The organism is Paenibacillus sp. YAF4_2 (genome assembly GCF_052113225.1).
Taxonomy (GTDB): domain Bacteria; phylum Bacillota; class Bacilli; order Paenibacillales; family Paenibacillaceae; genus Pristimantibacillus.
Genome location: NZ_JBFRCT010000003.1, coordinates 538,191 through 550,833, shown reverse-complemented (window position 1 = coordinate 550,833; position 12,643 = coordinate 538,191). Strand labels below are relative to the sequence as shown.

Below are 12,643 nucleotides of genomic sequence, written 5' to 3'. Positions count from 1 at the left end.
AATTGTTTCGAATACCTTATTTTATCATTCCACGGAATCCGCCTGCAAATAGGGAACGCCTGAAGCGATAAAAAGATCGGAACTTACATGGTTTTCCACCTCTGCGACAACCGTGTCGCCGATTGGAAATACGTATCTAAACACTTCATCTACCCGATCTACCGGTATAACCTTAAGCCCTTCCAATCCTGCAAAAATCGCCTGCCAGTTCTCACGCGGAATGATAACCGTATCTGCACCAGCTTGGAAAGCTGCTTCAACCTTGGCAAGAACGCCGCCAACCGGCTTCACATTGCCATGAATACCAACCTCGCCCGTCATCGCCAGCTTGTTGTCAATCGGTATCTCTTTAATAGCAGACGCAATGGCCGTCGCCATAGCCACACCAGCAGATGGACCATCAATTGGCGTACCGCCTGGGAAGTTAATATGCAGATCATAGTCTTGCGGGTTGAGACCGTAACGGCGGAGCATGGTCAATACATTTTCAACCGAGCCCTTAGCCATACTTTTTCTTCTGAGGGTACGGGAGCCGCCTCCCAGCTCTTCCTCTTCCACTACACCTGTAATGGTATATTGTCCTTTGCCTGTAGCGACCGGAATAGCACTGACTTCGATTTCAAGCAAGGTGCCCATGTTAGGACCGTATACCGCGAGTCCATTCACGAAGCCGACCTGAGGGGCATCTGGTATTTTACGGTCAGGACGCGGTGGAATTTGACTGCTGTTAACCACCCATTCCACATCTGCACCAGTAATTGTGTCACGTTTCTCCGATAAAGCAATACCTGCTGCCAATTGAATAACATTAACCGCTTCCCGTCCGTTGGTCGCATACTTTTTCACCACATCAACTGCGTCCGGGCAAGGGCCAAAACCAATCTTTTTAATTGCATTTTCTGCAATTGAAGCAATTTCACTTGCCAGGAGGGGCCGGAAATAAATCTCCATACAGCGGGAACGAATTGCCGGTGGCAGATCCTGAGGTGAACGTGTTGTCGCACCAACAAGCCTAAAGTCAGCAGGCAGGCCGTTCTGGAATATATCATGGATATAGACCGGAATATTCGCATCCTCCGAATTGTAATAAGCGCTCTCCAGAAACACTTTGCGATCTTCCAGTACTTTTAACAGCTTATTCATTTGAATTGGATGCAATTCACCGATTTCATCGATAAACAGAATCCCGCCATGCGCCTTCGTTACTGCACCTGGCTTCGGCTGAGGAATTCCTGCTACCCCCATGGCGCCGGCGCCTTGATAAATAGGATCATGAACGGAACCAATCAGAGGGTCGGCGATCCCGCGCTCATCAAACCGCGCCGTTGTTGCATCAATCTCGGTAAATTTCGCTTCCGTCAGGAAAGGTGAGGATGGGTTCTTCTTCGCCTCTTCCAAAACAACACGTGCAGCTGCCGTCTTCCCAACACCTGGTGGTCCATAAATAATAACATGCTGCGGATTAGCACTGCAGAGCGCTGCCTTGAGCGCACGAAGGCCGTCTATTTGACCCACGATGTCCTGCATCGCCTGCGGACGTGTTTTCTCCGCAAGTGGCTTCGTAAGCGAAATGGAGCGCAGCTTACGAAGCTTATCCATCTCCTTGCGTGATTCCCGATCGACCGCCGAGCGGTTCGTCTTCTGATTACGCAGTAAATTCCAGAAATATAAACCAATAACCACAGCAAAAAAGACTTGAATCAGCATTAATACCATACTTAAACTCATCAATATCTTCTCCTCTCAAAGCAAATCATCCGGCAAAAGAGTACGTAATTGGTAGTATTGCCCCTTGCCGCAGGGAATAATCGCTTAAAGAAGAAAAAAGAGGTATTCCTATATCCTGCCTCTAAAGGCAGCTAAGGAATACCTCTTCGTTAAGTTATTGAGAGTCATTATGCATGAGCATGATTCTTGCGTCCAGGAATCTCTCCTGTCTCTTCAAAGGCACGCACAATCACGTCGATTTCTTTCTTCAGCTCGTTAAGCAGCTCCGCTTCCGGTACCTTGCGAATCATCTCTCCATAGCGGAACAACATGCCTTCGCCGCGGGCACCAGCAATCCCGATATCCGCTTCACGAGCCTCACCAGGACCATTTACGGCACAGCCAAGGACAGACACCTTAATCGGCACCTTCAGCTTCGAGATATACTCCTCCACTTCGTTAGCGATAGAGAAGAGATCAATATCAAGACGTCCACATGTCGGACACGAAATCAGTGTTGCTGCATTCGTAATAAGACCAAACGTTTTGAGCAGCTCGCGTGCTACTTTCACTTCTTCAACCGGATCTGCACTTAAGCTGATGYGCACCGTATTACCGATGCCCAATGCCAGCAGCGCACCGATGCCTGCCGAACTCTTGATCGTTCCCGTATGAAGCGTTCCAGCCTCTGTAATACCAAGGTGAAGCGGATACTTGATTTTCTCCGCTGCCATGCTGTAAGCCGCAATAGCCATCGGCACGTCGGAAGCCTTCAATGACACGATAATGTCGTGGAAATCCAGCTCTTCCAGGATCCCGATATGAAAGAGCGCGCTCTCCACCATCGCTTCCGGTGTCGGATATCCGTATTTTTCCAATAGATGATTCTCGAGTGAGCCGGCGTTAACGCCGATCCGGATCGGAATACCGCGTTCCTTACAAGCTTTAACGACAGCCTCTACTTTCTCGCGGCGGCCGATATTACCTGGATTAATCCGAACTTTATCAATGCCATTCTCAATAGCTTGCAGCGCGAGACGATAATCGAAATGAATATCCGCAACGAGCGGAATATGAATCCGTTTCTTGATTTCCTTGATCGCTTCAGCAGCTTCTTTATTGTTAACCGTTACCCGTACAATCTGGCAGCCGGCTTCTTCCAGACGCAAGATCTCGGCTACTGTAGCCTCTACATCAGCCGTCTTCGTTGTACACATACTCTGAATGATGACTTCATTGCTGCCGCCAATTGTTAAGTTGCCGACTTTGACCGGCACAGTATCCTTGCGCAAATACATAAAATGATCTCTCCCATGAACGTCAAAGTCCACCCTTTGACGAGCGAAAAAATCCGCGGTCTAGGGGTGGAAGCGATGACGGTAATGAACTTAGGCGCTCTCTTCTTTTTTCTTGTTGCCCTTCTTGGCTGTAAGCTCCGGCATGATTTTGTCTTTTACGGTTTTCTCCGTAATGAGACAAGTATTCACATCATCACGCGAAGGGACTTCATACATAACTTCCAGCATGATGCCTTCGATAATAGCACGCAAGCCGCGAGCCCCCGTGTTCCGTTTAATCGCTTCTTTCGCGATTTCTTCAAGAGCAGCAGGCTCAAAGTCGAGCTTTACGTTATCCATCTCAAGCAGCTTCTGGTATTGCTTCACCAAAGCATTCTTAGGCTCAGACAAAATACGCATCAAAGCATCTTCATCAAGCGGCTCCAAAGTCGAAATAACCGGCAAACGGCCTACGAACTCTGGGATCAAACCAAATTTGAGCAAGTCTTCAGGCAGAACCATCGACAAATACTCGCCTGGTTTCAGATCTTTTTGCAGTTCACCCGTCGAACTGAAACCGATCACTTTTTTGCCGATCCGGCGTTTAATGAGCGATTCCAGACCATCAAATGCGCCGCCGCAGATGAACAGAATGTTAGTTGTATCAATTTGAATAAACTCTTGATGCGGATGCTTACGTCCGCCTTGCGGTGGAACAGAGGCAACCGTGCCTTCGAGAATTTTGAGCAGTGCTTGCTGAACGCCTTCGCCCGATACATCTCTTGTAATGGACGGGTTTTCAGACTTACGAGCTACTTTATCAATCTCATCGATATAGATAATGCCACGCTCGGCCTTCTCCACATCGTAGTCTGCAGCTTGAATAAGCTTGAGCAAAATATTTTCAACGTCTTCACCGACATAACCGGCTTCCGTCAGCGATGTTGCATCCGCAATTGCAAACGGTACGTTCAAAATTTTAGCCATTGTTTGAGCTAGCAGCGTTTTACCCGAGCCAGTAGGGCCTACGAGAAGGATGTTACTTTTTTGAAGCTCAACGTCTTCGATCTTACTTTGCGAGTTAATCCGTTTGTAGTGGTTATAGACCGCAACAGAAAGGGATTTCTTTGCAAATTCTTGTCCGATGACATACGAGTCAAGAATCGCACGGATATCTTTTGGTTTCGGGATATCCTTCAGATCAAGCTCTTCCTCATGGCCGAGCTCCTCTTCTACGATTTCTGTGCAAAGCTCGATACATTCATCGCATATATATACGCCGGGACCGGCTACCAATTTACGTACTTGTTCTTGCGATTTACCGCAGAACGAGCATTTCAATTGACCTTTTTCATCATTGAATTTAAACATACTTTTTCACCCCTTCGATTAAATCCTTACGATACCGGAGTTGTTATTACTCTGTCAATCAAACCATAATTCAGCGCATCTTCCGCGCTCATGAAATTATCGCGGTCAGTATCGCGGTCGATCTTCTCATAAGGCTGACCGGTACGTTCCACATAGATTTGATTCAGCTTTTGCTTCGTCTTCAGGATCCAATCTGCGTGGATCTTAATATCCGATGCCTGACCACGAACGCCGCCAAGCGGCTGATGAATCATGACTTCTGCATTAGGAAGGGCGAAACGCTTGCCTTTCGCGCCAGCCGTAAGGAGAAGCGAACCCATGCTTGCTGCCATGCCCATACAAATCGTGGACACATCAGGCTTAATATATTGCATCGTATCATAAATAGCCATACCGGCCGTTACCGAGCCGCCTGGGGAATTTATATACAAGTGGATGTCTTTCTCCGGATCGTCGGCCGCCAGAAAAAGCAGCTGTGCGATAACTGAATTTGCTACGTCATCATCAATAGCGCTCCCGAGAAAAATGATTCTGTCCTTCAATAAGCGCGAGTAAATATCGTAAGACCGTTCTCCGCGATTCGTTTGTTCAACTACGATAGGTACCAGATTCATGCGACCAACCTCTTTTCTTTTGGGACTTATTTTATTTCATGTTTTCTATTGTATCACGTCAAATGAGCAATGTCATTTTTCCAAGTAATACAGTAATACAGTATACGGTGAGCTACGCTCGATATGTACGGAGATTCTTTCTCCATTTTAAAAGCACTTCAGTTATGTAGGGTGAAAAGAAGGCACGTATCTGACGATGACGTGCCTTTTCTTCGTATTTATTCAATTTGAAAGTTTGAGACGATTACGCTCCAGCTACTTCAGCTGTTTTGCTGTTTTCAACGAGGAATTCAATCGTTTTACGAAGCTCAATGTCTTCTTTCAAGCTGTCGATTTGACCGTTTTGCTCGAAGATGCCGCGAAGTTCAGCCGCTGGGCGGTTGTATGCTTTCGACAACGATTCGAGTTCTTCGTTCACGTCTTCTTCGGATACTTGAACGCCTTCTGCTTTCGCAATTGCATTCAGAACCAGGTTGTTGCGAACGCGTTTCTCAGCATCGCTCTTCATTTGGTCGCGCAGAACTGCTTCGCTTTGACCGGAGAATTGATAGTACAGGTCGATGTTCATGCCTTGCATGCGAAGACGGTTCTCGAAGTCGCGAAGCATGAAGTCAACTTCTGTATTGATCATTGGTTCTGGAACTTCTACTTCAGAAGCTTCAGCCGCTTTCTCGATTACAGCATTTTGCAGGTTACGTTCTGCTTCGTTCTCTTTGCTTTCTTTCAGCTTGGAGACAAGATCCTGCTTGTACTCTTCAAGCGTATCGAATTCGCTGACATCTTTAGCAAACTCATCGTCAAGAGCCGGCAGGTTTTTACGTTTGATTTCATGCAGCTTCACTTTGAATACAGCCTGTTTACCAGCCAGGTTTTCTGCATGGTACGATTCAGGGAATGTTACTTCAATATCCTTGAAATCGCCAGTTTGCATACCAACTACTTGATCTTCGAAGCCAGGGATGAACGAACCTGAACCAATTTCAAGCGAGTAAGCTTCAGCTTTACCGCCGTCGAATGCTTCGCCGTCTACATAGCCGTCAAAGTCGATTACAGTGATGTCGCCTTGCTCTGCAGCGCCTTCTTCAAGGACAGTCAGCTCAGCATGACGTTGTTGCAGACGCTCAAGTTCAGCGTTTACTTCTTCGTCGCTGACTTCAGCTTCAAAGGATGGAATTTCCAGACCCTTGTATTCGCCAAGAGTAACTTCTGGACGAACGATAACTTTTGCTTTAAATTTGAACGTTTCGCCTTTAGCGAATTGTTCAACATCAATCTCAGGACGGTCAACAGGACGTTGTTCCGTAACTTTAACTGCTTCTTCATAAGCTGTAGGCAACAGGATGTCAATTGCATCCTGGTACAGGCTTTCCACGCCGAAACGGGATTCGAACATTGCCCGTGGCACTTTACCTTTACGGAAGCCAGGTACGTTTACCTTTTGTACGACTTTCTTAAATGCTTGATCAAGCGCTGCAGCGACTTTCTCAGCTTCAACCTCAACATCGATCGATACGAGGTTCTTGTCTATTTTTTCCCAAGTTGCTTTCATTTTATGCTTTCCCCTCCAAAATACGCATCACGCCAATTAGTATTCGCTTCATAAACCACTCTATTATAATCAACCTGCGCCATCATTTCAAGGCTGATGATCATCTTCTGTAGATTGCTGCATCGCAGCGACCTGCCGAAGTGTCCTGCAAGCCTGCTCATATCTGAATCTTAATGGCTCGGTTATGCCGTAGGCTTCCCGGACATCATCATCATTGGCAGAGCCGTAAACCGTCAGTAACAGCGTGAGATGGAGCGCCGCTGCATAGCTGTCGACTGTCTCTTCATCCTCTCGGAGCATCCATTGATAGGATGTGGTTCCATACAAAAATTGGAGACTTTCTTTCCACAATTCTTTGGCAAAATGAGGCAGTGTAGGATCATCTGCTTCCGTCACAGCTTCCACTCGTTCAAGAATCCGGATGACTGGCCTTGGAAAATCATCAAGTGCAAGTGGTGTAGATTCAATGTCGAGCTCTACTCTCTCGCCCATCCGATCCAGTGACAGCTGACCGGATATTTCCCGCTTACGTAGGCATTGCAGCGCCTTAAACTGTACAACAGGATGAATGGCCTTGCCGCTAGTCAGCCATTCTACCATTACCTGATCAATCTCAGGCGAGTGTATGTATGCTGCTCGTTCCAATGCCAATATTTGCTGGTCAATCATTGGATGATGCTCCATGATATAGAGCACCTGCTTAATGTATGCCTCATCCTGCTCCGGCGGATTCAGCAGCTGCTCGCGAAAGCTCTCTTCGCTGACTCCTTCATCATCCTGGCCGCCAGGCAGAACGGCTCCTTCGGAATCTGATCCGGGAAACGCCATATCAAGCCAGGTTAGAAGGCTTCTCCATTCTTCGTAATGCCGTTCATCCTCGCCGCGGCATTGCAGAAGAAAGCGGAGTAAATTTTTGGCTTCGCCATATTGCTCGGATTCCAGCATCCGGGTGAGCTGAATTTGATAATGATCCAGCATCTTCGGAAATAAATAAACGTTATCTGGTGTAGTTATGGTATCACCGCCTTGTCGGTCAAACCGCTTCATTCGTGCCTATTGCTTGCGTTAGATTATATCACGTTACATGCTAATATAAAAACAATGCATTCACGAGTCTTGATTTTTCGAGTAGGCTTATGCTATATTTACCAAGCGAATTTTTTTCGCGGGCTTTAGTAAACATAGATGAAGCTTCTATTCCCTTCATTCACTCTAAAATTTTTAAAATTACCTATTGCCAACTCATGCAATTGCATGATATACTCATTCTTACGTGTCCCAGTAGCTCAGCCGGATAGAGCACACGCCTTCTAAGCGTGCGGTCGGGGGTTCGAATCCCTCCTGGGACGCCATTTTCCCAAACATAATGACAATTAATAAAACCCGCAAAACCTTGATACCCAAGGATTTGCGGGTTTTTTGCTGTTTTTTTACCTTTTAATTAACAATCTTGAAGTAGCATCCTGTTTCTCTGTGTCGGTACTTATCGGGTCCAGCTTGAGCACATAATTATTGTGTCTAATATATCTTGTTGGGAAATTATACGACTGAAGCCTGTTTTTGACCCCGTTAATCCCGGTTGAGGTTTGGAAAATGGTCGGAATTGTACCGTCCACATTATAAGTAAACTTCTCAATGACGACCGAACGTCTGTAATCTCCCCCCGTCGCTAATGCACCGTTATGGGATATAAAGTAGGACTGTCCTTTATAGTCGATAATCGCTTGATGTATTGTCCCACTTGTAGGGATTGCAGGCTGAATGACGCCCTTGTATGTCCACGGCCCTGTTGGGCTGGTGCTTGTTGAGTAAGAGATGGATTCCGGCCAGCCGGATGCATAGGAGAGATAATACACCCCGTTACGTTTATGAAGCCATGGAGCTATCGTATAGTCGGGACCAAATGCCGCAGTTGTCAAAGGAACGGAAACAATTGAACCGTTAAGAGAAGTCATGTCGCTGTTAAGCTTGGCATAAAACAAAGCATCATTGCCCCAGTACAAATAAGCCTGCCCGTCATCATCCACAAAAACAGTTGGGTCAATATCGCCCCATGCCGTTGTATTAGGCGTCATATCATTCGTAATAAGCGCGTGTCCAAGCGCAATTTGTTTTTTTGTTCATCTATATAAAAAAAGACGATGCCTCTGCTCAGGGCCTCGTCCTATATGTTTATACCGTTGTAACTGCTTTGTCTGTTACGAATTGATAAAGCGTCTCCACTTGCTCGCCGCTCATCTCACCGCTGTTATCATATACAAGAATGGAAGATTGCGGGATATCCCAATTAATTTCAGGAACAAAAGCTACACGTTTCTCAAAATTCGACCAATGGTCCAATTTCCATTGATCACGCTCCGTTTGACGCCCGATAATGCGATTTTTCTGCAGTTCGATATTCTCAAGGGTGACTACGATTACCTTAACGTCCACCTGATCTTTGGTCAGACCTGCAGCTGAAATAACTTCTTCGATCCATACTCTATTCTTAAGCTCGGCTGTGAACGGAGAAATCATAAATACGTTCTGGCCTGCAGCCAAGTTCTCAATACAAATATCCTTAGTCGTATCATATTCCAAATCACGAAGGTTTTGTTTATAGAAGTCCGAATCACGGTCGTTCTTGTCGAGGCCGTTAATTTCCAGCATCGCCTCTACGAATCGTCCGCCTACCGTATCACGATCAAGAAAAGCAGCCGGAATACGCTCCGATAATTTTCTTGCAACGGTTGTCTTGCCTGTACCTGCTACACCAACGAAAAACACTAACTTTTGCAATGCCTGATGCCTCCACTATGAAACTAGTTTATCCTCCCATTGTACCACTCCTCGCCCAATAAAGGTATCACAAAGGTTACAAAATCCGTTAGTTTCCGACAATCAGCTTACAAAAAAAGGATAATGCCCGCATAGCGCTAAACCGTCGCTTCCGGTGCTCATTATCCTTGCGTTTCATTTTTATAATCTGCCAGGATCCAATAATCCCATAGATTCAACGTGCTTCTGGGTGGATGGGGTCCCATGCTCGTGAATAAATAAATAGATATCGTGCAAGATCGCATCGTATCCACCATTCATCCGGCTGTCACCGGTTTGCGATAGATGGGTGCCAAATTCGTAATTGAAATGACCCGTAATGGCATTATCCATGCTGGACAAATCCTCGAACATCACTTGAAGCTGGTTGAACTCCTCGTTGTTTGCCAGGATCTCCAGCTCATACGAAGCTGCACCCTGATCCTCCAAAATTTGTCCGGCCTGGACCGAGACATAATATTTTTTTCGTTCATCGACTGACATGCGTTATTTTCAGCTCCTTTTTAAGACATGCTCTCTTAGCATCCCCTAGCGGACAGACATTTTATGCCTTTTTTCAGCATATAACGGATATTATTGCTACTGGAGTCCAGCAGAAGAGAGGAATGAGATTATGTGTGGAATAACCGGCTGGATCGATTGGACCCGAGATCTAACCCATGACAGCAACAGCCTAGTTAAAATGACGGAGACGTTATCACTGCGCGGTCCTGATGCGTCAGGTACTTGGATCTCATCGCATTGTGCGCTAGGCCACCGCCGGCTCAGCGTGATCGATCCGGAAAATGGCGCTCAGCCGATGATTCGGCGCTCGGGCGATGACACATATGTCGTTGTCTATAATGGTGAACTTTATAACGCACTTGAACTAAGGAAAGAGCTGGAAGACAGAGGCAGAACGTTTACAACCCATTGCGATACAGAAGTACTGCTTGTGTCTTATATCGAATGGGGCAAAGCCTGTGTTGAACGCTTCAACGGCATTTTCGCCTTTGCCATCTGGGATGTAACTGAACAAGAGCTGTTCCTTGCCCGCGACAGACTAGGTGTAAAACCACTGTTCATCAGCTTTGCAGATGGACTGTTTATTTTTGGTTCGGAGCCAAAAGCTATTCTTGCTCATCCGGCTGTTAAAGCTGAGGTAGGTGCAGAAGGATTAGCTGAAATCTTCATTATTGGTCCCGCCCGAACACCTGGCCAAGGCGTTTACAAGGATATTACCGAGCTGCTGCCAGGACAATGTGCAACTGTTAATCGTTCAGGTATCCGCAAAACAAAATATTGGAGTCTCGAGACGATTCCGCATGAAGAAGATGTCGATACGACGGCTGAACATGTCCGGGAGCTGCTGAAGGATACAACGGAGCGCCAGCTTGTTTCGGACGTGCCGGTTGGCACCTTACTCTCCGGAGGCCTTGACTCCAGCGCTTTAACCACGCTGGCTGTTCGTTACTACGAGCAAACCGGTCAAGGTAATGTGCATACGTATTCCGTCGACTACGCGGATAACGATAAGCATTTCAAGGCTCATGCCTTTCAGCCAAACAGCGACGCCCCTTGGATCGAACGGATGACGTCCCATCTGGACACCATCCATCATCCAATCCAATTCGATACACCTGAGCTCGTAGCTGCTCTCCGAGACGCTACATTGGCACGCGATTTGCCAGGTATGGCCGATGTGGATGCCTCGCTCCTGCTATTCTGCCGGGAGATAAAGAAAGGTGCTACCGTCGCAATTTCTGGTGAAGCAGCGGATGAAATCTTTGGCGGCTATCCTTGGTTCCACCGTGAAGAAGCACTGAGTGCAAACACCTTCCCATGGTCTCTCGCCTCCTCTATGCGGGCAGATCTGCTTGCGCCGGATGTAGCTGCATGGATTAAACCTCTTGATTATATCGGTGACCGTTATGCCTCTGCGATCGCGGAGGTGCCGCACTTGGATGGTGAATCCGAGACCGTACGGAAGATGCGCAAGATGTCTTATCTTAACATTACCCGCTTCATGCCAACACTGCTTGACCGGAAGGACCGGATGAGTATGGCAGCAGGCCTTGAGGTTCGTGTCCCGTTCTGCGATCACCGACTCGTGCAGTACGTCTGGAATATCCCTTGGGAGATCAAGACAGCTGGGGACCGGGAGAAAGGCATCCTTCGCCGTGCCCTGAAAGGCGTACTTCCTGAAGATGTGCTGACACGCAAAAAAAGCCCTTATCCAAAAACGCATAATCCGAATTATCTGGCAGCGGTTAAAGGACTTCTTCTTGATGTGCTGAACGATCCGTCTTCCCCGCTCCTGCCGCTGATTAACGTAAATAAAGTAAGAGAGCTTGCTGAATCTGATTCGGCAAAATCGAATATTCCGTGGTTCGGACAATTAATGTCTGGTCCTCAGTTGTTTGCTTATTTGTATCAAGTGAATGTGTGGCTGAAGGAATATGGGGTTAGTGTGAAGTAAGGGTTAAAAGAGAACTACGCAGTCGAATGTTCTTCCGGTCGCTATTGCTCAGGGATTCCTTGAATAAGGTTTGTTTGGCGGGAATCCCTGAGCAAAGGCGAACGCTAACGCTCCTACAGAATCATTCGAGCAGCTACGTTCTAATTAACCCCATATTTGTGGGGTAAGAAAAAAAGGCGTCACAGGTCTAACTCCTGTGACGCCTTTTGGTTAATATTACTTAGCTTCCAGCTTCGCAATCAGCTTCACAAGAGCATTTCCGCGATGGCTGATAGCCTGCTTCTCTTCCTTGGACAGCTCTGCCATGGAACGTCCGAGCTGTGGGAGCCAGAACAATGGATCATAACCAAAGCCGCCTTCGCCACGAGGCCGGTCGGCGATGAAGCCGTCGACTGTACCTTCCGTCTCGATAAATTCCCCTGTCGCAGGGTCATATAAAGCGAGTACGCAGACAAATTGCGCTCTGCTGAGCAGCCGCGTGCCGTCCGCAAGCGGTTCTGCTGCGTCCACATTCAACTTGCCAAGCTCGTGAAGCAGCTTTGCATTGTTATCGGCATCTGCTGCACCTTCACCGGCATAACGGGCCGAATATACACCTGGAGCGCCATCAAGGGAAGCTACACGCAGACCAGAGTCATCTGCGAGCACCGTTACTTGAAAAGCATCACCGGCCGCTTTTGCCTTAATACGAGCATTTGCAGAGAACGTATCTCCGTCTTCTACAATATCCGGAAAGGCTGGATAATCGTTTAGGCTGACGACGGTTCTGCCAAGCTTCTCAAAGGCATGTGCAAATTCCTTCACCTTGCCTTGATTTTTGGTCGCAATCAAAATAGGCTGAGTCAACGTG

At 47.1% G+C, this 12,643-nt stretch carries 11 protein-coding genes and 1 tRNA gene; 2 read left to right on the top strand and 10 right to left on the bottom strand.

Annotated elements, in window-relative coordinates:
- Positions 1-24: 24 nt before the first annotated feature.
- From lonB to AB4Y93_RS09895, 6 genes are all read right to left on the bottom strand, one after another.
- Complete coding sequence (lonB, locus tag AB4Y93_RS09920; protein WP_441891377.1) at positions 25-1,728, bottom strand: ATP-dependent protease LonB; 1,704 nt, start codon at positions 1,726-1,728, stop codon at positions 25-27.
- 167 nt (positions 1,729-1,895) lie between these two features.
- A complete protein-coding gene (gene ispG / locus AB4Y93_RS09915) occupies positions 1,896-3,005 on the bottom strand; it encodes a flavodoxin-dependent (E)-4-hydroxy-3-methylbut-2-enyl-diphosphate synthase (protein WP_441891375.1) in 1,110 nt (369 codons plus the stop codon).
- A gap of 90 nt (positions 3,006-3,095) precedes the next feature.
- Positions 3,096-4,355, bottom strand: a complete 1,260-nt coding sequence (clpX, locus tag AB4Y93_RS09910; protein WP_167280200.1) for an ATP-dependent protease ATP-binding subunit ClpX — start codon at positions 4,353-4,355, stop codon at positions 3,096-3,098.
- Between the two features lie 26 nt (positions 4,356-4,381).
- Positions 4,382-4,969 carry an ATP-dependent Clp endopeptidase proteolytic subunit ClpP gene (gene clpP / locus AB4Y93_RS09905; RefSeq protein ID WP_251656292.1) on the bottom strand — a complete coding sequence of 196 codons (588 nt, stop codon included), beginning with the start codon at positions 4,967-4,969 and terminating at the stop codon, positions 4,382-4,384.
- Between the two features lie 244 nt (positions 4,970-5,213).
- On the bottom strand, positions 5,214-6,518 hold the full coding sequence (gene tig, locus AB4Y93_RS09900; protein ID WP_441891372.1) for a trigger factor: 1,305 nt from the start codon (positions 6,516-6,518) through the stop codon (positions 5,214-5,216).
- 87 nt (positions 6,519-6,605) lie between these two features.
- Entirely contained in the window at positions 6,606-7,565 is a 960-nt protein-coding gene (locus tag AB4Y93_RS09895) for a hypothetical protein (protein ID WP_441891370.1), read from the bottom strand.
- 228 nt (positions 7,566-7,793) lie between these two features.
- Here AB4Y93_RS09895 and AB4Y93_RS09890 point away from each other — a divergent pair.
- Positions 7,794-7,870, top strand: a tRNA-Arg gene (locus AB4Y93_RS09890).
- 78 nt (positions 7,871-7,948) lie between these two features.
- On the opposite strand, the gene AB4Y93_RS09885 is transcribed toward AB4Y93_RS09890, so the two are convergent.
- The 3 genes from AB4Y93_RS09885 to AB4Y93_RS09875 all read right to left on the bottom strand — a co-directional run bounded on the left by AB4Y93_RS09885 (position 7,949) and on the right by AB4Y93_RS09875 (position 9,818).
- Positions 7,949-8,593, bottom strand: coding sequence for a family 43 glycosylhydrolase (locus AB4Y93_RS09885; protein ID WP_441891368.1), 645 nt, complete (start codon positions 8,591-8,593; stop codon positions 7,949-7,951).
- 97 nt (positions 8,594-8,690) lie between these two features.
- Positions 8,691-9,296, bottom strand: coding sequence for an AAA family ATPase (locus AB4Y93_RS09880; RefSeq protein WP_441891366.1), 606 nt, complete (start codon positions 9,294-9,296; stop codon positions 8,691-8,693).
- 180 nt (positions 9,297-9,476) lie between these two features.
- A complete protein-coding gene (locus AB4Y93_RS09875) occupies positions 9,477-9,818 on the bottom strand; it encodes a hypothetical protein (RefSeq protein ID WP_441891364.1) in 342 nt (113 codons plus the stop codon).
- Positions 9,819-9,948: 130 nt separating this feature from the next.
- Here AB4Y93_RS09875 and asnB point away from each other — a divergent pair, with 130 nt between their 5' ends.
- Positions 9,949-11,793 carry an asparagine synthase (glutamine-hydrolyzing) gene (asnB, locus tag AB4Y93_RS09870; protein WP_441891362.1) on the top strand — a complete coding sequence of 615 codons (1,845 nt, stop codon included), beginning with the start codon at positions 9,949-9,951 and terminating at the stop codon, positions 11,791-11,793.
- Between the two features lie 216 nt (positions 11,794-12,009).
- On the opposite strand, the gene AB4Y93_RS09865 is transcribed toward asnB, so the two are convergent.
- Positions 12,010-12,639: an XTP/dITP diphosphatase gene (locus tag AB4Y93_RS09865; RefSeq protein WP_441891360.1), complete on the bottom strand. Its 630-nt coding sequence runs from the start codon at positions 12,637-12,639 to the stop codon at positions 12,010-12,012.
- Positions 12,640-12,643 lie beyond the last annotated feature (4 nt).

Excerpts from the sequence above, each read along its gene's own strand:
- lonB (WP_441891377.1), bottom strand. The coding sequence starts at position 1,728 with ATGAGTTTAAGTATGGTATTAATGCTGATTCAAGTCTTTTTTGCTGTG.
- AB4Y93_RS09885 (WP_441891368.1), bottom strand. The coding sequence starts at position 8,593 with ATGACGCCTAATACAACGGCATGGGGCGATATTGACCCAACTGTTTTT.
- clpX (WP_167280200.1), bottom strand. The coding sequence starts at position 4,355 with ATGTTTAAATTCAATGATGAAAAAGGTCAATTGAAATGCTCGTTCTGC.
- asnB (WP_441891362.1), top strand. The coding sequence starts at position 9,949 with ATGTGTGGAATAACCGGCTGGATCGATTGGACCCGAGATCTAACCCAT.
- tig (WP_441891372.1), bottom strand. The coding sequence starts at position 6,518 with ATGAAAGCAACTTGGGAAAAAATAGACAAGAACCTCGTATCGATCGAT.
- AB4Y93_RS09875 (WP_441891364.1), bottom strand. The coding sequence starts at position 9,818 with ATGTCAGTCGATGAACGAAAAAAATATTATGTCTCGGTCCAGGCCGGA.
- AB4Y93_RS09895 (WP_441891370.1), bottom strand. The coding sequence starts at position 7,565 with ATGAAGCGGTTTGACCGACAAGGCGGTGATACCATAACTACACCAGAT.
- clpP (WP_251656292.1), bottom strand. The coding sequence starts at position 4,969 with ATGAATCTGGTACCTATCGTAGTTGAACAAACGAATCGCGGAGAACGG.